The following is an 18,887-nucleotide window of genomic DNA, read 5'->3' on the forward strand; positions in this document are numbered from 1 at the left end:
GCCGCAGGTCAGGACAGCACGAGGTTCCAGACCGGCGGGTGGGTCACCGTGAGGAAGAAATCCGCGTTCGTGCGCTTGCCGGCGGGATCGGCGATCTCGATGATGAATCCTTCCGGCGTCGGCTCCACCACCCGCGCGTACCGCGGCGCGCCCGAGGCCAGCGCCAGCACGTTGTAGACCCCGCCCGGCAGACTCATTGGCGCGCCGTCACGGTCGACGAAGGCGATCTCGTAGAGCCCGGTCTCGCCGGACGTCGCGCGGATCGTCACCGGCCCGCTGTGCCGCGGCGCCACGGCGTATTTCGCGCTCGCGTCGACCTTGGCCACGATCTCGTAGAGGAACGGGTCACGCGGCGGCTCGTTGGCGTACTGGCTCGACCAGCTTCCCCACGCGCCCTCGTGCGGCTCGGGCGCCAGCAGGTCGTAGACGTAGCGCAGCACGATGTCGGGCTGGCCGTCGCGGTCATAGGTGGTGCCGGGGTTCTCCTGCGCGCCCGCGATGCAGAGCACGCCGTTCTCCTGCACCACCATCGAACCCACGCCCACCGCGCTGGTGTCGCTGTTGACGAAAGTGTCGGCGGCCCAGTTGTCGGAGCCGATGTAGTAGCTCTCGGCGCTGTCGAAGCCCCCGGCCTCGAAGGCCTCGAAGCTCTCCCAGACAAAAGCATAAAGCCCGACCGCCCCGGCGGGTGTGCCGTCGCGGCTGCCGCGGGTGCCGTTGACGACACCCACAAGCTTGCCGTTCCACGCGTCGCCCGACATCACGCATTTCGAGGCGAAGCTCTCGTCGGCAAAGTCGTGCAGCGTCACGCCGCCCTTGGCCGGGTTGTAGCTGTAGATCCGCAGCGGATAGGCGGTCTCGGATTGCGAGCGGATGGCGCCGAAAACCCTTCCGTCGTCGGCAACATGCCAGATCGTCGGCTCGACGCCCTGCTCGCCGATCTGAACCGCCTCGGAGATGGTCGCACCAGCAAAGAGGTTGTCGACGCGGATGATCCAGACACCCTTGGCATTGCCCTTGCCGCCGTGCAGCCCGAACCAGAAGCTGTCCGAGCCCGGCACCCGGCCGAAGCTGTGCATCTCGGTCACCGGCGTCGGCCAGGCGGAGCCGTCGAAATCGCGCAGCGCCTCCGAGAGGCTCTTGGGCCCGCCGCCGCCATCGACGAGGATCTCGGCGAAGCGGTCCTCGCGGAAGACCAGCCGTGTCGGCGCCAGCGTGGCGCTGTCGCTGCCGGTGATGTCGTCCGCCGTCACCACCACGCTGTGCGCATCGACCACGGATTTCACCACGTACTCGCCCGAGATCGCGGTGCCGCCCACCCGCTGCTTGGCCACGCCCGAGACGCCGAAGCGGTCGCCGGGTTTCAGCCCGTGGGTGTCGTTGCCCGCCTCCCCCACGAAGGTCAGCCGCACGGTGCCGTCACCGGGCTCGGCGCTCACCTCGAGCTGCTGGTCGAGCCGCGCCTCGTGCAGGCGCCGGCCCCAGAGATGGTGGTCGCGGATGGTGCCCTCGACGTCCTTCTCGCGCTCGATCATCAGCATCTGCCCGTCCACCTCGCCCGCCGACCAGGTCGAGCCGCCGGTGCCCGCGCCCTCGTCGATGCGCTGGAAAAGGTGCTCGATGTCCGGGCCCAGCCGCTTGGGCGTGCCGCGGATCAGCGAGGTCGACATGTCGCGGTTGCCGTGGCCCGAGCCCTTGACCCAGGGCAGGAACAGCACCTGCTCGGAATTGGCGTTGTAGGGGCCCTTGGGCTTGAACAGGAAGCATTTGTCCTGCGGCCAGCTCTCGTAAAGCTCGCTGCGGGTGACCAGCACGGTGTTGACCTTGATGGTGTCGCGGGCGGCGACGCGGGCGGTAAGCCCGCCCTCGAAATTCTCGACCTCCCAGAAGACGTTGCGGTAGCGGTTGCCCTCGGGGATGCGGGTGACGGGGATGGTCTGCCCCTGCCCGTCCACCAGCGTCGAGCGGAAGCGCTTCTCGAAGGCGTCGAGCCGCGCGTCGTTCGCGGCCGCGCGGTTGCCCGGCAGCACGCCCGCAGACGACAGCCGCACCGCGCCGATGTTGGCCTCGGCCGTCGCCGCCGCCTCGGCGCTCATCGAGGCGCGGATCTCGGAGGCCTCTGCCGCCGCCGCCGCGGCCTGCGCGCGCTCGGCGGCGGAAAGGTCCGGGTCCGGGGTGCCACTTCCGCCGAGGGTCGATTGCGACGCCGCCGCCGGCGAGGCCAGGAACCAGCCCAGCAATCCGCGTCTCTCGATCATGGTCCGTCGCTCCTTCGCATGTCCTGTCCCGATCAGACCGGCGAAGGCAGGGTGCAGGCAAGCGTTTTCGGACCTGCCCGCGTCGGCTGCCGCCGGAATGAGGGCGGGCCCGGGCGTCGCCGCGTCCCGGGATGAGGGAATGAACCGCTGCCCGGCCCCCGCCTCCGCACAGATAGCGGCGACGCGGTCCGGGGAAAGGGCGTCAGCGCGCCGCCGGGTGGCCCTGTTCTGCGGCGCGGAGACCGGCGGCGGTGCGCAAGAGTTCCGCCTCTTCGTCAGCGGGGCGCACGAGCATCTCGAGACCAGCCCCCTCGGCCCCGGGCAGGAAGGCCAGACGCGCCATCACCGCCGCGCGGATGTCGGCGGCGTTCTCGCCGATGCCGCCGCTGAACACCACCGCGTCGAGCCCGCCCATGACGCCCGCGGCGCGGCAGATCTCCTCGACCGTGCGCTCGATGAAATAGGCGATGGCCTCCTCGGCGGCGACGCTTCCCGACCGGGCGAGATCGCGCATGTCGTTCGACAGCCCCGAGAGCCCCAGCAGGCCCGACTTGCGGTAGAGCAGCGCCTCGAGCGCGGTCACATCCATGCCGCCCCGCATCAGGTGCAGCAGCACGCCCGGGTCGAGGCGCCCGCAGCGGGTGCCCATGGCCAGCCCCTCGAGCGCCGAGAACCCCATGCTGTTCGACACCGACCGCCCGTGCCGCACCGCGGTGACCGAGCAGCCGTTGCCGAGATGGGCGATGGCGATCCTGCGCTCGGCGAGCGGATAGCCATCGGCCCCGAGCGCCCGGCAGATCGAGGCGCAGGCGAGCCCGTGGAACCCGTAGCGGCGGATCCCCTCGTCGTAGAAGCGCCGCGGCAGGGCGTAGGCGTCGTGCACCCATGGCTTGCCCGCGTGGAAGGCCGTGTCGAAGCAGGCGACGTGGCCCGCGTCGGGGAAGAGCTCGAGCGCGGTGCGGATCCCGCGCAGCCCGTGCGGCTGGTGCAGAGGCGCCAGCGGCACCAGCGCCTCGAGCGCCTCGAGAAGCGCGGGCGTGACCGGTTCGGGCGCGGTGAAGGCGCTGCCGCCGTGCACGATGCGATGCGCGACGGCGGTGACCCGCAGCCCCGGGCAGCGCGTCTCGATGGCCTCGAGCAGCGCCGCCAGCGCCGCACCGTGGTCGGGCGCGGCAAGCGGCGTGGTGGCGGCCCCGCCCTGCCCCTTGAGCGACAGGACACCCTCTTCGGTGCCGAGCCGGTCGACCACGCCCCAGAGCAGTGGCGTCCCGGGCGCCCCCGCATTGGCCAGCGCGAACTTGAACGACGAGCTGCCGGCGTTCAGGGCAAGCACGGCGCCGGTCATGGCGCCAGCTCGATGAAGCGCAGCCCGGTCAGCGCCAGCGCCGCGAGGAACAGCGTCTCGGCCACGATCAGCGCGATGGCACCGCCGCCCACCTTGATGATGTTGCGCAGGTCGGTCTTCATGCCCACCGCCGCGATCGCCGCGAGCAGCGCCCAGGACGACAGCTTGGCAAGGAAGGCGCCCAGCACCGGCGGGATCAGATCAAAGCTGTTGAGCCCGGCGAGCACGAGGAAGCCCAGCACGAAGCCCGGGATGATCGGCGGCCGCTTGCCCTCGGTCACCGCGCCGCCGCTGCGCTGCGACAGCAGGGTGATGACAACCACCACGGGGGCGAGGAAGGACACGCGGATGAGCTTGACCAGCGTCGAGGTCTCGCCCGCGGTCTCGGAGATCGAGAAGCCCGCGCCCACCACCTGCGCCACGTCATGCACGGTGGCCCCGATGAAGGCCCCGGCGGTGACGTCGTCGAACCCCATGGCCCGCGTCAGGATCGGGTAGAGGATCATCGCCACGGTCGAGAGCACCGTCACCCCCAGCACCGTGAAGAGCAGGTCACGTTCCGAGCGCTCGTCGCGCGGCAGCACCGCGGCGATGGCCATGGCCGCCGAGGCGCCGCAGATCGCCACCGCGCCCGCGGTCAGCACGGCAAAGCGGGTGCGCTGGCCGATGAGCCTTGCCAGCGCGAGGCCGAAGAAGATGGTGCAGACGGTCCCGGCCACCAGCAGGCCGATCATGCCGAGCCCCAGCGACAGCAGCATCTCGACGCTGATCCGCGCGCCGAGGATGGCCACGCCGATGCGCAGCACCGTGCGGGCGCTGAGCGCGATGCCGGGCGCCGTGGGGCCCTCGGCACCGAGGAAGTTGAGCGCGATGCCGAACAGAAGCGCCATCAGCATCGCGGGGGCACCGTAGTGCTCGGCCACGAACTGCGCGGCAAGCGCCACGAGGATCGAGACCATGGCACCGGGAAAATACTCCCGGATGCGTCCGGCCAGCAGATGGCCGGACGTCAGGGTGGCAAGGCTCTCGCGCATGGATCAGCCGGGCTGGTCCATCATGTCCGCGGGGTCGATCCCCGCGACGCTCACCGGCTTCTTCATGGCGTCGCGCCGGAAGGGCTCGCCCAGTTCCTGGTTGATCATCGCCTCGATGAGCGTGGTCTTGCCGTGTTCCATCTGGTCCTTGATCGCGGTGTTGAGCGCCTCGGTCAGCTCTTCCATGGTGCGCGCCACGACGCCCTTCAGGCCGCAGGCCTGCGCGATGCCGGCGTAGCTCACCTGCGTGTCGAGCTCGGTGCCGACGAAATTGTCGTCGAACCACAGCGTCGAATTCCGCTTCTCGGCGCCCCACTGGTAGTTGCGGAAGACGATCTGGGTGATCGCCGGCCACTCGCCGCGGCCGATGGCGGTCAGTTCGTTCACCGCGATGCCGAAGGCGCCGTCCCCGGCAAAGCCCACGACCGGCACGTCCGGGCAGCCGATCTTGGCGCCGACGATGGCGGGCAGACCGTAGCCGCAGGGGCCGAAGAGCCCGGGGGCGAGATACTTCCGCCCCGCCTCGAAGGCCGGGTAGGCGTTGCCGATGGCACAGTTGTTGCCGATGTCGGACGAGATGATCGCGTCCTTGGGCAGCGCCGACTGGATCGCGCGCCACGCCATGCGCGGGCTCATCCAGTCTGGCTTGTCGGCGCGGGCGCGCTCGTTCCAGGACGTGCCCGGATCGTCGTCCTCGTGATCCATCGACGACAGCTGCTGCGCCCACTTCGACTTGGTCTCGGCGATCCTGGCCTTGCGCGCGTCGCGGCCCTCGTCACCGGCCGAGGGCGAGAGCTGCGACAGGATCCCCTTCGCAACCCTCGCCGCGTCGCCGACGATGCCGACCGAGACTTTCTTGGTCAGCCCGATGCGGTCGGGGTTGATGTCGATCTGGATGATCTTGGCGTCCTTGGGCCAGTAGTCGATGCCGTAGCCCGGCAGGGTCGAGAACGGGTTGAGCCGGGTGCCGAGACACAGGACGACATCCGCCGCGGCGATCAGTTCCATCCCCGCCTTGCTGCCGTTGTAGCCCAGCGGACCGGCAAAGAGCGGGTGCGAGCCCGGGAAGGCATCGTTGTGCTGGTAGCCCACGCAGACAGGCGCATCGAGCCGCTCGGCCAGTGCCATCGAGGCCGCGATGCCGCCCTCGGACAGCACCACGCCGGCGCCGTTCAGGATCACCGGGTTCTTCGCGCCCGACAGCAGCTCGGCGGCGCGCGTGACCGAGTTCTCACCGCCCGAGGAGCGCTCGAACTCGATGGGATCGGGGATCGCGATGTCGACGATCTGGGTCCACATGTCGCGCGGGATGTTGAGCTGCGCCGGCGCCGACAGAAGCTTGGCCTTGGCGATGACGCGCGTCAGCACCTCGGCCACGCGGCTGGGGTCGCGCACCTCTTCCTGATAGGCGACCATGTCCTCGAACAGCTTCATCTGCTCGACCTCCTGAAAACCACCCTGCCCGATGGTCTTGTTGGCGGCCTGCGGCGTCACCAGCAGCAGCGGCGTGTGGTTCCAGTAGGCGGTCTTCACCGCGGTGACAAAGTTGGTGATGCCGGGGCCGTTCTGGGCGATCATCATCGACATCTTGCCGGTGGCGCGGGTGTAGCCGTCGGCCATCATCCCCGCCGAGCCCTCGTGGGCGCAATCCCAGAAGGTGATGCCCGCCTTGGGGAAAAGATCCGAGATCGGCATCATGGCCGAGCCGATGATCCCGAAGGCATGGCGGATGCCGTGGCGCTGCAGCACCTTCACGAAGGCTTCCTCGGTTGTCATCTTCATGCTGGTCCCTCCCTTGCTGGCCGGACGGCTTTCCGTCATCTGCTTGTCTAGCATCGTTTCTTTCCTCCCGAAAATTGATGATTTCAGGCGCTGCGCTGCAATGCGCCCGCCTTGCGATCCTCGAGGATCATGTCCGAGGCCTTTTCCCCGATCATGATCGCCGGCGCGTTGGTGTTGCCCGAGACGATCTCGGGCATGATCGAGCAATCGGCCACCCGCAGCCCCTGCACGCCCTTCACCCGCAGGCGCGCATCGACCACGGCGCCGGGCTCGGGGCCCATGCGGCAGGTGCCGGTGGGGTGGTAGATCGAACTTGAATGGTTGCGCGCCCAGTCGAGCGTCCCGTCGTAATCGTCGAGGTCGAGCGTGCGGTCGGGCCGGTATTCCTCGGAGATCTTCGAGGTCAGCGGCGCGTGGCGCGCGATGCGGCGGGCGATCTTCACCCCCTCGACGATGGTGCGGCAGTCGAGCTCGGTCGACAGGTAGCGCGGGATGATCGCCGGGTAGGCGCCGGCATCGGCCGAGCGCAGCCGGATCTCGCCGCGGCTTTCCGGGCGCAGCTGGCAGACCGACATGGTGAAGGCCGAGAACGGGTGAACCCCCTCGCCGGGGCTGTCCGCCGACCACGGCTGGACGTGAAACTGGATGTCCGGCGTCTCGAGATGCGGCGCGGTGCGCATGAAACCGGTGGCGAGGCTTGCCGCCATGGTCATCGGCCCGGCCCGGAACAGCGCGTATTTCAGCGCGATGCGGGCCTGGTTCACGAGGCTGCGCACCTCGTCGTTGAGCGTGGGTTCGTTGCATTTGAAGACCAGCCGCGCCTGGAGGTGATCCTGCAGGTTCTTGCCCACCGCCGGCATGTCGCGCAGCACCTCGATGCCGTGCTCGCGCAGCTGCGACGCCTCGCCGATGCCCGACAGCATCAGGAGCTGCGGCGAGCCGATGGCGCCCGAGGACAGGATAACCTCGCCCTTGGCCCGCACCGTGTGCAGCGCGCCCGCCTCGTCGCGGTAGACCACGCCCGAAGCCCGGCCGCCCTCGACCAGCACCTTCTGGGTGTGTGCGCGGGTGATGATCTGCAGGTTGGGCCGGCTGCGCGCCGGGTTCAGGAAGGCCACCGCCGCCGAACAGCGCCGGCCGTTGCGGGTGGTGAGCTGGAAGTAGCTCACCCCCTCCTGCACGGCGCCGTTGTAGTCGGGGTTGTAGGGATAGCCCGCCGCCTGCGCCGCGGCGATCCAGGCATCGCAGATCGGGCGTTGGAGCCGCATGTTGCTGACCGAGAGCGGGCCGTCGGTGCCGTGGTACTCGTCGGCGCCGCGCTCCTGGCATTCCGAGCGCTTGAAGAGCGGCAGCACCTCGTCCCAGCCCCAGCCCGGATTGCCCATCTGGCGCCAGCGCATGTAGTCCTGCGGCTGGCCCCGCACGTAGAGCAGACCGTTGAGCGACGACGACCCGCCCAGCACCTTGCCGCGCGGCCAGTCGATGCTGCGCCCGTTCAGGCCGGGGTCGGGCTCGGTCTTGTAGCACCAGTCCACGGACGGGTTGTGCATGGTCTTGAAGTAACCCACCGGGATATGGATCCACGGGTTCCAGTCACGCCCCCCGGCCTCGAGCAGCACCACACGGATCGCGGGATCGGCAGAGAGCCGATTCGCCAGTACGCAGCCCGCAGAGCCCGCTCCAACGATCACGTAATCCGCCGTGATATCAGCCATTTCCGTCTCCTCCCATCGAAGCCTTGGGCGCTTCGTGAATTTCTTCTTGCCTGATCAGACATAAATCTTCAAATATTGATACTGCAAGTCTCATTTTTGACTGCAAGGGAGGAAAACATGAAAGTCTCAAAAGCCCTCAGCGCGATCTCGCGCCGGGATCTGTTCCGCTTGTCCGGGCAGTTCGGCCTGTCGTCGGTGGTGCTTGGCGCTGGTGCCTTCGCGGGTGCCGCCACGCTGCCCGAGGTCGTCCGCGCCGCGCAGACCACCTACGAGAAACGCTTCGCCAAGGAGCCCAAGCACACGCTCAAGATGGGCGCGTCGGGCTTCAATGCGCAGAACCTGCTGATCGAGCGCATGGGAGCGCTGGAATTCGCCCGGGACCTGGAGGAGAGGACCGAGGGCGAGATCCGCGTGGAATTCATCGGCGACAACCAGATCTGCGGTCAGCTCAACTGCGTCGAGAAGACCCAGATCGGCGTCGTGGACATGTATGCCGCCTCAACCCAGAACTCCGCCGGCGGCGCGCCCTACCTGAACGTGCTCGACTACGCCTACATGTTCCCGAGCCGCGCCGCGCAGTACCACTTCCTCTACAGCCCCGAGAGCCAGAAACTCCTGCGCGAGCCACTGGAAAAGCGCCACGGGCTGAAATTCCTGTTCTCGCATTGCGAACTGCGCGGGCTGCAGATGGGCAAGACCTTCGCCGACAAGCCGACGGTGTCGAAGCTCGAAGAGCTGTTCGGCACCAAGAACCGGGTGACCGGCACCCAGCTTGGCCGTATCGCCATGCAGCTTCTGAACCTCAACCCGGTGCCGGTGGCCTGGGAAGAGACCCTCGACGGCCTCAAGCAGGGCCTCATCGACGGCGCCGAGACCTGGGCCTCGGCCGTGGCCTACGCCAACATGTCGCCGGTGGTCAGCCAGTCGGTGGACCTGAAGTTCTTCTGCGGCACCGAGCACACCTCGATGTCGGCCAAGGTCTTCGACAGCATGGAAGGCCACCTGCAGGACGCCATCATGGAGTCGGCCTACCTCGCGCAGGTGCATGTGCAGGCGGCGAACGAGGCGGCGCTGGTCAAGACCGTGGGCTTCTCGGACCCGCAGCTTCCCGGCACGCTCTTCGTCGAGCACGGAGTGCGACCGGCCTTCCTGCCCGACGACCAGATCCAGATGGCCGAGGAGATGTGCTCGCCCGAGTACAACCCCGACCCCTGGGCGCAGTGGCGCGACCGTCTCGACAACTGGGCGGGCGGCATCGACACCTACAAGTCGATCTACGAGGTTGCGCGGCAGATCCCCAAGGACACCCTGCCCGAGAACGTCGAGCCGCGGCGCTGGTGGCGCTCGGCCTGACATCGGAAGACCTCGGGGTGCGCGCGGCTGGGAGGAGACGCGCGCACCCCGTCACGACGCGCCGCGTGAAAGACGGCGACGGGACATTGCGGCGAACCCAAGGGAGGACAGGGTATGACCGGCTGGTTTCAAGGGACTGGAGAGATCTTCAGCGCGATCGCGGCGGGCGATTCATGGATGCTTAGCGAGGCGCTGGGCCAACCCGCCGTCTGGCCGCTGGGCCTGATCGGCCTCATGGCCGGGGCGTCGCTGGTGCTGATGCTCTACAAGCTGATCCCGGTGCTCGACCGGCATTTCGAAGCGACGGTGATGGTGATCAGCTATCTCGCCATCGGCGGCATCATCTGCGTCGAGGTGTTCCGGCGCTTCGTGCTGCAGCAGCAGGCGCCGTGGTCGACAACCCTGCCCCCGTTCCTGTTCCTCATCATGACGTGGTTCGGCTGCAGCCATAACGTCAAGCTGCGGACCCACCTCGCCTTCGCCGAGCTGCGCAACGCCCTGCCGCGCGCCGGACAGATGGGCTGCCTGATCCTCGACGCCGCGCTCTGGTTCGGCTTCTGCTGGGTCGTCGTGGTGACCTCGACCCGGGTGGCGGTGAACTCAGCCTCGAACTTCCAGATCATGCTGGGCACCGACAACGTTATGCAATGGTGGTTCCTCGTCTCGGTGCCGCTCGCGTTCACGCTGCTGGCCGCCCGCGCGCTCGAGAACCTGCTCGAGGACTTCCACGCATACCGCTCCGAGGCGACGCTCATCGAGCCCGCCGTGATCGGAGGCGAATGACATGAGCGACGGAACCCTCATCACCCTCATCTCGCTGGGCGTGACCATGCTCTTCATGTTCGGCGTCCCCGTCTTCCTCGTGATCGGCTACTGGGTCATCGGCATGTCCTTCGTGCTGGAGCTTCCGCTCGACAACATCGGGGCGGCGCTGGCGGACGTGTTCACCGACGGCTTCGCGCTGCTCGCCATGCCGCTCTTCATCCTGACCGGCGACCTGATCAACCGCTCCGGCATCGCAAGGCGCCTGTCGGACTTCGCCTATTCCTGCCTTGGCTGGATCCGCGGCGGGCTCGGCATGGCCTCGCTCGGGGCCTGCGGGCTCTTCGCGGCGATCTCGGGCTCGAACTCGGCCACCACCGCCACCATCGGCTCAATGCTGCACCCCGAGATGGTCAAGGGCGGCTACGACGCTCGCTTCTCGGCGGCGACGGCCGCGGCGGGCGGCACCGTGGGCATCATCATCCCGCCGTCGATCATCTTCATTGTCTACGGCTTCATGATGAACCTGCCGATCTCCGACCTGTTCATGGCGGGCATCATCCCCGGCATTCTCATGGTGCTCGCGATGATGCTGGTCTGCTTCCTGATCTGCTGGCGCCACGGCTGGGGCTACCTCATCGCCCTGTCGCTCAGCCGCGTGGTCAAGACCGGCATCGGCGCCTGGCTCGGCTTCTTCGCCATCGGGCTGGTGCTCTGGGGCATCTATACCGGCAAGTTCTCTCCCACCGAGGCCGCGGGCGTCACCGTGGGCTTCTGCGTGGTGGTGGGCTTTCTCTGCCTGCCTCTTCACAGGCTCATCAACCGCGGCCGAGACGAGCGCCCGGACGTGTCCGAGCGCAGCTACGGCGAGATGCTGGTGGTGCGCGGCTTCGGCCCCATCGAGCTGCCCTCGATCACCATGCGCTCGGCGCAGATCACCGGCATCCTCGCGCCGCTGATCGCGGTGTCGGTGGTGATGCAGCAGATCCTCTCGGTGCTGGGCGCGCAGGAGAGCATCACCGCCTTCGTGACCGGCATGGGCGGCTACTACCCGACGCTGTTTACCGCCATGGCCATCGTCTTCGTGGCGGGCATGGTGCTCGAGAGCCTGCCGGTGACCATCATCCTCGCCCCGATCCTCGCGCCCATCGCGGCCTCGATCGGCGTGGATCCGATTCAGTTCGCGGTGGTCTTCCTCGTCGGCGCGTCGATCGGCTTCATCACCCCGCCCTACGGCCTGAACCTCTACGTGGCCTCGGGCGTGACCGGCGTTCCATACTTCCGCCTGCTCCGCTATACCGTTCCCTACCTCGCCGCACTGATTACGGTGTGGTTGCTGGTGGCGCTGGTGCCCGAGCTTTCGACGGCACTGCTGCCGTAGACGTGGAAAGTGAAGGAAGGAACGCGATGGACGCCGGCAAGAGCGACACGATACCCACCAACCTGCGGCTGCTGACGGTGCTCGAGGAAGTCGCGCGCGCCGGTGTCCCGGTGACCCCCACCGCCGTCAACGACGTGCTGGGGCTGCCCAAGCCCACCATCCACCGGCTGTTCGCGACCCTCGAGGACGAGGGCTTCCTGCAGCGCGACATGGACGGGCGGACCTATTCGCCCGGCCCGCGCCTGCGGCAGCTCGCGGGCGGCATCATCTCGTCCCGCCGCATCCGCACCGCACGGCAGGCGATTCTGCGCAAGCTCTCGGCGCAGGTGGGCGAGACCTGCAACATCGCCATGCCCGAGCGCAACGCGATGACCTACCTCGAACGGGTCGAGACCGAGTGGCCGCTGCGCATCCAGCTGCCCATCGGCACTTCGGTGCCGTTCTACTGCACCGCCTCGGGCAAGATGTACCTGAGCTCGCTGGCATCGAACCACCTCGAGCGCTACCTCGACGCCACCGACCTCGTGGCCCATACGCCGAACACGCTGACCACCCCCGAGGCGATCCTGCGCGAGCTCGAGGAGGTGCGGAGCAACGGCTACGCGCTCGACCGCGAGGAGTTCATGGTCGACATGATCGCGCTGGCGGTGCCCATCGCCGACGTCAACGGGCGGCTGATGGCGACGCTGTCGTTCCACGCGCCGACCCAGCGCTTCGACATCGACCATGCGCTCGAGTTCCTCGCCCCCCTGCGTGCCGCCGCCGACGACCTGTCGAAGCTGCTGGCGGGCGAGGACGAGCCCGTCTGAACGCAAAGGGCCGGCGCCCGCGCGCCGACCCCTATTCCATCGCGGGGACCTCAGGCGAAGCTCAGGTCGTCCACCATGTCCTGCCGGTCGGCCATGTTCTCGACCACCACGACGAGCCCGGAACCGAAGTCGAACACCGTGTCGCCAGAGGTATCGACGGCGAAGGTGTCCACCACCTCCTGCGCCGTGAGCCCCCCACCCCAGATCGCCTGCTCGAGCCGCAGCGTGTCGATGTCGTCCTGGAAATCCAGGATGGTGTCGGTCTCGGAGGTCAGCCCGAAGATGAAGGTGTCGAACCCGGTGCCGCCGTTTAGGATGTCATCGCCCGCATTGCCACGGATCAGGTCGTTGCCGGTACCGCCGTCGATGGTGTCGTCCCCTCCCGCGCCCGCAAGCACGTCGTTGCCGGCATCGCCCACGATGATGTCGCGCACGCTCGACGAGGACGGGTCCGCGCCGGAATAGCCAGTGATCGTATCGTTGCCGCCCCCGCCGCGCAGGCTCTGGAAATTGCCGCCGCCGATGATCCGGTCGTTGCCCGCGCCGCCCTCGATGGTGGCGGCGTTGACGTTGTTGGCGGCGATGGTGTCGTCGAAGTCCGACCCCACGACGCGCTCGAACCCTTCGAGGATGTCGCCCGCAGCATGGCCACCGCTGTTGCTGGCGCTGTTGAGCAGCACGTTCACCCCGGCGTCCGAGTTGGCGTAGGTCACCGTGTCCTTGCCGTTGTTCCCGACGAGGCTGTCGTCGTTCGCATTGCCCGCGATGATGTCGTTGCCGAAGCCTCCGATGATCGTGTCCGCGCCCGCAGAGCCCGCAAGGATGTCATTGCCGAAGCCGCCGTCGATGACGTCTCCGATGCCGGACTGGTTGATGTTCGGCCCACCGTAGCCGGTGATGGTGTCGTTGCCGGCCTCGCCCCGCAGAACCTGAGCGTTCAGGCCGCCATAGAGCCGGTCGTTCCCGTCCCCGCCCTCCAGCGTCGTGCCGGCAAGGTCCATGGCGCGCATCACGTCGTTGAAGTCCGATCCCACGACGCGCTCGAAGCTGGTGATGATGTCCCCCTCAGCGTCGCCACCGGTGTTGTTCGAGGACCCGAGCCGGATGTTCACCGCGGCGCCCGAGGCGGCGTAGGTAAGCGCGTCGCGGCCCGCCCCACCGTCCATGTCGTCGGCGCCGATGCCGCCCGCGACGATGTCGTTCCCCAACCCGGCGTCGATGCTGTCATTGCCCGTCCCGCCGCTGATGGTGTCGTGGCCACGCCGCCCGAAGATGGTGTCGTTGCCCGCGAGCCCGACCAGGACGTTGGCGATGGCGTTGCCGCTGAGCGTGTCGCCCGCGGCGCCGCCGGTGGCGTTCTCGATCACCGTACCGTTGGCGATGGTGAACCCGCCCGCGATGCCGTCGATGGCCGAGGCGAAGCCGCCGCCGCCCGCCTCGAAGAGCAGGGAGGCGGCGCGCAGGTCGATGGTGGCCGCGGTGTTGCTGTCGTTGACGATGGTGTCGGTGCCGCCGACGTCGTAGATCGCCAGCCAGTACGAGGTGTCGTCATCGAGCGTGTAGACCGAGTTGCCGCTGCCGGTGTTGGGATTGGCACCGTATTTCTGCTGCAGGAGCGCGATATCGAAGGCCATGAACGAGCCCATCGAACCGGAATTGGTGTCCGGCGCCGGGGTGCCGACCGGCCCCTCCACGAAGCTCGAGTTGTAGGACATCACCGTGAAAATGCCCTGGTTCAGCGAGAAGGTGCCGGTGTCCGACGACCCGTCCACCCCGGTCATCACCTCCGAGGTGCCGCCGGTGTCGTGCGGATGCGCCAGCCCCAGCCCGTGGCCGAGCTCGTGGATCACAGTGAAAAATCCGTCGCCGCCCAGATCGAGCGAGCCGCCGGCGCTGCGGTCCCAGTTGTTGCCGTTGAAGACACCGACCCCCGGGTTGGGCTCACCCGGCGGGTTCATGTAGCCGTAGAGGTTGCTCGGCAGCTCGTTGGTGTCGAGCACGAAGGTGAAATCCGCAGCCGCCGCCGAGTTGACCTCGGTGAAGGTCAGGTTGGTGTAGGTCGCGATCATCGCGAAGGCGGCCTCGAACCGCGCCATCTCGTAGGCGTTGTAGCCCTCCGAGGTCACGCCGTCCGCGGTGACGCCGTTGGGCGCGAAATAGTAGGTCACCTCGTTGTCGGAAAGCTGGGTGCCCCAGTCGATGGCGTCGAGCGGATCGGGGGGCGGCGCCACCGCAGTCTCGAGCGTGTAGCTGCCGCTGCCATCGTCCGACCAGGAGGCGACCTCGATGTAATAGGTCTCGGTGCTCTCGACCGCGAGGGTCAGGAAGGAGTCGAGCCCCTCGCCGAAATCGTCGTTGTAATCGACGAGCGCGCCCGTGCTGTCGTAGATCCGCAGGTAGGGATCCGAGAGCGACCCGCCGGTCAAGGTGAAACTGACGAGATCGCCTTGCACGAGATCTATGGCGATCCAGTCGCGTTCGCCCGTCGGGCTCAGCGTGCCCTGAAAGCTGTCGCCGACGACGATCTCGTACGGGGTGGTGTCATTTTCCGGGGCATCCGTGGTCTCGGTCACAACGGCCATGTTCAACGTCCTGATCTAATGAAATTTTCCCTCAGGGCTGCGCCCGAAGGACCTGTCTGAAAGCGTTTGTTTCCAATCGAAGGCCGATACCGGCCGGACACTCTTCAAAGGGCTGCGAGCCGAAAACACGGCCTTGAACCTTCCTCGAACACAATCGCTACCAAACTTATGAGTGGCTCTCGGCCCGGCACGGGCCGTAAGCTCACTTTGAAGGCCATACGTCGAAAAGCAACGAAAATTTCAACCTAAGGTAAGGTTAACGCCTGACCGAAATGTCGCGTGCCGGCGCCTGCAGCGACGTTGCCGCCGTACCGGACAGCAACAGACCCAGACACAGCCCCGAGACGGGCGAACGCGGCCCGTGATCTTCGCCTGCGACGGGATTGCGCCTTGACCATTCCGGCATTCGCTGAAACCTGTAGCCCGTCCCGGCCCAAATCGGGAGACTCGGAGTCATGCCACTTTCACCGGACCAACCCGGGCGGGTCGCGGCCATCCGCGGCGCCGTCGTAGACATCGCCTTCACCGAAGGCGCCCTGCCCGCGATCAACGACGCGCTGGCGCTCGAGCCCCCCGGCCTGCCGCCGGTGCTGGTCGAGGTGCAGGCCCATCTCGACACCGCCACCGTGCGCGCCATTGCGCTGCAGGCCACCACCGGGCTGCGCCGCGGCATCCCCGCCCGCCCGCTCGGCGGCCCGCTGACAGCGCCGGTGGGGGACGCGGTCCTGGGGCGGCTGCTCGACGTCACCGGCGCCACCGGTGACGGCCGCGGCGCCCTGCCCGACGACACGCCCCGTCGCCCGATCCACGCGCCCCCTCCGCCGCTTGGCGCACAGGGCGCGGGGTCCGAGATCTTCTACACCGGGATCAAGGTCATCGACCTGCTGGCCCCGCTCGCGCAGGGCGGCAAGGCGGCGATGTTCGGCGGTGCGGGGGTCGGCAAGACCGTTCTGGTGATGGAGCTGATCAACGCCATGGTGGCGCGCTACGAGGGCATCTCGGTGTTCTCGGGCGTGGGCGAGCGCTCACGAGAGGGGCACGAGATGCTCTCGGACATGACCGCCGCCGGGGTGCTCGACCGCACGGTGCTGGTCTACGGCCAGATGAACGAGCCGCCGGGCGCGCGCTGGCGGGTGCCGATGACCGCGCTGGCCATCGCGGAGCATTTCCGCGACGCCGAGGCGCGCAACGTGCTGCTGCTCATGGACAACGTGTTCCGCTTCGTGCAGGCGGGCTCCGAGGTCTCGGGCCTGCTCGGGCGCATGGCGAGCCGGGTCGGCTATCAGCCGACGCTGGCCACCGAGGTCGCCGAGCTGCAGGAACGTATCGCTGCCTCGGAGAGCGCCGCGATCACCGCCATCGAGGCGGTCTACGTGCCCGCCGACGATTTCACCGACCCCGCAGTCACCACCATCGCCACCCATGTCGACAGCACCGTGGTGCTGAGCCGCGCCATGGCCGCCGACGGCATGTACCCGGCGGTTGATCCCATCGCCTCGGGCTCGATCCTTCTCGACCCGCTGATCCTCGGGGACGAGCACGTGAGCGTGGCCAACCAGGTGCGCCGGGCCATCGAGCACTACCGCGAGCTGCAGGACGTGATTTCGCTGCTGGGCATGGAGGAACTCGGCCGCGAGGACCGTCACATCGTCGAGCGTGCCCGCCGCCTGCAACGCTTCCTGACCCAGCCCTTCACCGTCACCGAGGCCTTCACCGGCCTGCCCGGACGCTCCGTCTCCATCGAGGACACCATCGCCGGTTGCAAGGCGATCCTCGCGGGTGAGACCGACGACTGGGACGAAAGCTCGCTCTACCTCGTGGGCGATCTCGCCGAGGCGCGGGCCAAGGAAGAGGCGGCGCAGCGCGCGGAGGACGCCGCCGCATGAGCGCCGGGCTGCACCTGAAGGTGACCACGCCGATGGAGGTGCTGGTGGACGCGTCCGACGTCCGGTCGGTGCGGGCCGAGGACGCCAGCGGCGCCTTCGGCATCCTGCCCGGCCGCGCCGATTTCCTGACCTCGCTGCCCGCCTCGGTGCTGCGCTGGCGCGACGCGGAAGGTGCGCTGCACTTCTGCGCCCTGCGCGCGGGTCTGCTGACGGTGCGCGACGGAACCCATGTCGCCGTGGCCTGTCGCGAGGGCATTCTCGGCGACGATCTCGCGGCGCTGACGGCCAAGGTCGCGAGCCTGCGCAGCGACGAGGCCGACGCCGACCGCCGCGCGCGGGTCGAGCAGATGCGGTTGCATTCGCAGGCAGTGCGCCAGCTCATGCGCTACCTGCGTCCGGGGCAGTCGAACGGCTTCGCGCATCCGCCCAAGCTCGACGCCGGACCGGGAGCCGAGGGCCGATGAGCCGCCGCCACGATCCCCGCGACGACACTGCCGATGCCGCCCGCCGCGAGGCGGCGCGCGAGACGCTCGCCCATGACGACCCCGAACCCTCGCTCGGCGCGCGTCTCGGGCAGATCGGTATCCTCGGCTGGGCCATCGTGGTGCCGACGCTGCTGGGCGTGCTGCTGGGCCGGCTTGCCGACCGGACCTTCGACACGGGCGTGTTCTTCACCGCCCCCGCGATCATGATCGGCGCGGCCATCGGCCTGCACGCCGCCTGGAGATGGATGCACCGCCAATGACCGAGGCCCTGTCGCAGATCCCGCTCCTGCAGCTGTTCGCGGGGCTCGCCGCCGGGCTGGCGCTCGGGCTCTTCCATTTCGCCACCCTGCACCGGGTCGCGGCGCTCTATGTCGGGGGCGGTTCGGCGCCGAAGGCGCTGGCGCTGCAGCTCGGCCGCTTCGCGCTGCTGGTGGCTGGGCTGGTGCTGCTGGCGCTCTGGGGGGCCACGGCGCTGCTCGCGGGCGCCGCCGGGGTGATGATCGGCCGCGCCGTGGTGCTGCGCCGCAACCGGAGCGCCGCCTGATGGAGAACCCGCTCTCGATCGAGCCGCTCTTCCACCTCGGGCCGGTGCCGGTCACCGCGCCGGTGGTGGTGACGTGGGTCATCATGGCGGTGCTCGCGGCGCTGGCCTGGGCCACGACCCGGCGCCTGACGCTGCGCCCCGGCAAGGCCCAGACCGTGCTCGAGCTCATGGTGACCACCATCGACGCGCAGGTCGCCGACACCATGCGCCGCGACCCGGCGCCGTTCCGGGCACTCATCGGCACCATCTTCCTGTTCGTGCTAGCGGCCAACTGGTCGTCGCTGATCCCCGGCGTCGAGCCGCCCACCGCCCATGTCGAGACCGACGCGGCGCTGGCGCTCATCGTCTTCGCCGCAACCATCGCATACGGCATCCGGGCACGCGGCATGAGCGGCTATCTCGCCACCTTCGCCGAACCCTCGTGGGTGATGATCCCGCTCAACGTGATCGAGCAGATCACCCGCACCTTCTCGCTCATCGTGCGCCTCTTCGGCAACGTCATGAGCGGGGTCTTCGTGGTCGGCATCGTGCTGTCGCTGGCGGGACTGCTGGTGCCGATCCCGCTGATGGCGCTCGACCTGCTGACCGGCGCCGTGCAGGCCTACATCTTCGCGGTGCTCGCCACCGTCTTCATCGGCGCGGCCGTGGGCGAGACCCGCGACCCCGCCGCAAACGACCGGAAGGACCCATCCGATGACTGACAACCTCGTGGAGATCGTCTCGATCCTCGCCGCCGCGCTCGCGGTCGGCATGGGCGCCATCGGCCCCGCGCTCGGCGAAGGCCGTGCCGTGGCGGCCGCGATGGACGCCATCGCCCGGCAGCCCGAGGCCGCAGGCACCATCAGCCGGACGCTCTTCGTCGGGCTTGCCATGATCGAGACCATGGCGATCTACACCCTCGTCATCGCCCTGCTGGTGCTCTTCGCCAACCCCTTCGTCTGAGGGGCCACC

The 18,887-nt window shown here is 68.4% G+C and carries 16 protein-coding genes; 10 read left to right on the forward strand and 6 right to left on the reverse strand.

The window, feature by feature from the left end; all coding sequences use genetic code 11:
* Positions 1 to 8: 8 nt before the first annotated feature.
* From BLQ77_RS21900 to BLQ77_RS21920, 5 genes are all read right to left on the reverse strand, one after another.
* Positions 9 to 2,258 (reverse strand): hypothetical protein, encoded by a 2,250-nt coding sequence (locus tag BLQ77_RS21900; RefSeq protein ID WP_089962875.1) that lies wholly within the window; start codon positions 2,256 to 2,258, stop codon positions 9 to 11.
* 202 nt (positions 2,259 to 2,460) lie between these two features.
* Entirely contained in the window at positions 2,461 to 3,603 is a 1,143-nt protein-coding gene (locus tag BLQ77_RS21905; RefSeq protein WP_089962877.1) for an acetate/propionate family kinase, read from the reverse strand.
* Complete coding sequence (locus BLQ77_RS21910; RefSeq protein WP_089962878.1) at positions 3,600 to 4,637, reverse strand: YeiH family protein; 1,038 nt, start codon at positions 4,635 to 4,637, stop codon at positions 3,600 to 3,602. The genes BLQ77_RS21905 and BLQ77_RS21910 overlap by 4 nt, the downstream gene beginning before the upstream one ends.
* A gap of 3 nt (positions 4,638 to 4,640) precedes the next feature.
* Positions 4,641 to 6,419 carry a sulfoacetaldehyde acetyltransferase gene (xsc, locus tag BLQ77_RS21915; protein ID WP_089962982.1) on the reverse strand — a complete coding sequence of 593 codons (1,779 nt, stop codon included), beginning with the start codon at positions 6,417 to 6,419 and terminating at the stop codon, positions 4,641 to 4,643.
* 83 nt (positions 6,420 to 6,502) lie between these two features.
* Positions 6,503 to 8,134: a GMC family oxidoreductase gene (locus BLQ77_RS21920; protein WP_089962880.1), complete on the reverse strand. Its 1,632-nt coding sequence runs from the start codon at positions 8,132 to 8,134 to the stop codon at positions 6,503 to 6,505.
* A 117-nt stretch (positions 8,135 to 8,251) separates the two neighbouring features.
* Between BLQ77_RS21920 and BLQ77_RS21925 the strand changes: the two genes are divergently transcribed.
* The 4 genes from BLQ77_RS21925 to BLQ77_RS21940 all read left to right on the forward strand — a co-directional run bounded on the left by BLQ77_RS21925 (position 8,252) and on the right by BLQ77_RS21940 (position 12,439).
* The gene (locus tag BLQ77_RS21925) at positions 8,252 to 9,487 is read left to right on the forward strand and encodes a TRAP transporter substrate-binding protein (RefSeq protein ID WP_089962881.1); all 1,236 of its coding nucleotides are present in this window, start codon (positions 8,252 to 8,254) and stop codon (positions 9,485 to 9,487) included.
* Positions 9,488 to 9,601: 114 nt separating this feature from the next.
* Complete coding sequence (locus BLQ77_RS21930) at positions 9,602 to 10,270, forward strand: TRAP transporter small permease (RefSeq protein ID WP_008884090.1); 669 nt, start codon at positions 9,602 to 9,604, stop codon at positions 10,268 to 10,270.
* Between the two features lies 1 nt (position 10,271).
* Positions 10,272 to 11,630 carry a TRAP transporter large permease gene (locus BLQ77_RS21935; RefSeq protein ID WP_089962883.1) on the forward strand — a complete coding sequence of 453 codons (1,359 nt, stop codon included), beginning with the start codon at positions 10,272 to 10,274 and terminating at the stop codon, positions 11,628 to 11,630.
* A 26-nt stretch (positions 11,631 to 11,656) separates the two neighbouring features.
* Positions 11,657 to 12,439, forward strand: a complete 783-nt coding sequence (locus BLQ77_RS21940) for an IclR family transcriptional regulator (protein ID WP_089962885.1) — start codon at positions 11,657 to 11,659, stop codon at positions 12,437 to 12,439.
* Positions 12,440 to 12,489: 50 nt separating this feature from the next.
* On the opposite strand, the gene BLQ77_RS21945 is transcribed toward BLQ77_RS21940, so the two are convergent.
* Positions 12,490 to 15,021, reverse strand: coding sequence for a M10 family metallopeptidase C-terminal domain-containing protein (locus BLQ77_RS21945; RefSeq protein ID WP_089962886.1), 2,532 nt, complete (start codon positions 15,019 to 15,021; stop codon positions 12,490 to 12,492).
* Between the two features lie 455 nt (positions 15,022 to 15,476).
* Between BLQ77_RS21945 and atpD the strand changes: the two genes are divergently transcribed.
* The 6 genes from atpD to BLQ77_RS21975 are packed head-to-tail and all read left to right on the forward strand — an operon-like array spanning position 15,477 to position 18,878.
* Entirely contained in the window at positions 15,477 to 16,907 is a 1,431-nt protein-coding gene (gene atpD, locus BLQ77_RS21950) for a F0F1 ATP synthase subunit beta (protein ID WP_089962888.1), read from the forward strand.
* A complete protein-coding gene (locus BLQ77_RS21955) occupies positions 16,904 to 17,371 on the forward strand; it encodes a F0F1 ATP synthase subunit epsilon (RefSeq protein ID WP_089962890.1) in 468 nt (155 codons plus the stop codon). The genes atpD and BLQ77_RS21955 overlap by 4 nt, the downstream gene beginning before the upstream one ends.
* The gene (locus BLQ77_RS21960) at positions 17,368 to 17,652 is read left to right on the forward strand and encodes an AtpZ/AtpI family protein (RefSeq protein ID WP_008885712.1); all 285 of its coding nucleotides are present in this window, start codon (positions 17,368 to 17,370) and stop codon (positions 17,650 to 17,652) included. The genes BLQ77_RS21955 and BLQ77_RS21960 overlap by 4 nt, the downstream gene beginning before the upstream one ends.
* Complete coding sequence (locus BLQ77_RS21965) at positions 17,649 to 17,936, forward strand: N-ATPase subunit AtpR (RefSeq protein WP_008885028.1); 288 nt, start codon at positions 17,649 to 17,651, stop codon at positions 17,934 to 17,936. The genes BLQ77_RS21960 and BLQ77_RS21965 overlap by 4 nt, the downstream gene beginning before the upstream one ends.
* Positions 17,933 to 18,637, forward strand: coding sequence for a F0F1 ATP synthase subunit A (locus BLQ77_RS21970; RefSeq protein ID WP_207545875.1), 705 nt, complete (start codon positions 17,933 to 17,935; stop codon positions 18,635 to 18,637). Before BLQ77_RS21965 ends, BLQ77_RS21970 begins: the two co-directional genes overlap by 4 nt.
* Positions 18,630 to 18,878, forward strand: coding sequence for a F0F1 ATP synthase subunit C (locus tag BLQ77_RS21975; protein WP_008885869.1), 249 nt, complete (start codon positions 18,630 to 18,632; stop codon positions 18,876 to 18,878). Before BLQ77_RS21970 ends, BLQ77_RS21975 begins: the two co-directional genes overlap by 8 nt.
* Positions 18,879 to 18,887 lie beyond the last annotated feature (9 nt).

The organism is Salipiger thiooxidans, from assembly GCF_900102075.1.
Classification (GTDB): Bacteria; Pseudomonadota; Alphaproteobacteria; order Rhodobacterales; family Rhodobacteraceae; genus Salipiger; species Salipiger thiooxidans.

Bases quoted from the DNA above. Each gene is read 5' to 3' on its own strand.
- BLQ77_RS21900 (WP_089962875.1), bottom strand. From the start codon at position 2,258: ATGATCGAGAGACGCGGATTGCTGGGCTGGTTCCTGGCCTCGCCGGCG.
- BLQ77_RS21905 (WP_089962877.1), bottom strand. From the start codon at position 3,603: ATGACCGGCGCCGTGCTTGCCCTGAACGCCGGCAGCTCGTCGTTCAAG.
- BLQ77_RS21910 (WP_089962878.1), bottom strand. From the start codon at position 4,637: ATGCGCGAGAGCCTTGCCACCCTGACGTCCGGCCATCTGCTGGCCGGA.
- xsc (WP_089962982.1), bottom strand. From the start codon at position 6,419: ATGAAGATGACAACCGAGGAAGCCTTCGTGAAGGTGCTGCAGCGCCAC.
- BLQ77_RS21920 (WP_089962880.1), bottom strand. From the start codon at position 8,134: ATGGCTGATATCACGGCGGATTACGTGATCGTTGGAGCGGGCTCTGCG.
- BLQ77_RS21925 (WP_089962881.1), top strand. From the start codon at position 8,252: ATGAAAGTCTCAAAAGCCCTCAGCGCGATCTCGCGCCGGGATCTGTTC.
- BLQ77_RS21930 (WP_008884090.1), top strand. From the start codon at position 9,602: ATGACCGGCTGGTTTCAAGGGACTGGAGAGATCTTCAGCGCGATCGCG.
- BLQ77_RS21935 (WP_089962883.1), top strand. From the start codon at position 10,272: ATGAGCGACGGAACCCTCATCACCCTCATCTCGCTGGGCGTGACCATG.
- BLQ77_RS21940 (WP_089962885.1), top strand. From the start codon at position 11,657: ATGGACGCCGGCAAGAGCGACACGATACCCACCAACCTGCGGCTGCTG.
- BLQ77_RS21945 (WP_089962886.1), bottom strand. From the start codon at position 15,021: ATGGCCGTTGTGACCGAGACCACGGATGCCCCGGAAAATGACACCACC.
- atpD (WP_089962888.1), top strand. From the start codon at position 15,477: ATGCCACTTTCACCGGACCAACCCGGGCGGGTCGCGGCCATCCGCGGC.
- BLQ77_RS21955 (WP_089962890.1), top strand. From the start codon at position 16,904: ATGAGCGCCGGGCTGCACCTGAAGGTGACCACGCCGATGGAGGTGCTG.
- BLQ77_RS21960 (WP_008885712.1), top strand. From the start codon at position 17,368: ATGAGCCGCCGCCACGATCCCCGCGACGACACTGCCGATGCCGCCCGC.
- BLQ77_RS21965 (WP_008885028.1), top strand. From the start codon at position 17,649: ATGACCGAGGCCCTGTCGCAGATCCCGCTCCTGCAGCTGTTCGCGGGG.
- BLQ77_RS21975 (WP_008885869.1), top strand. From the start codon at position 18,630: ATGACTGACAACCTCGTGGAGATCGTCTCGATCCTCGCCGCCGCGCTC.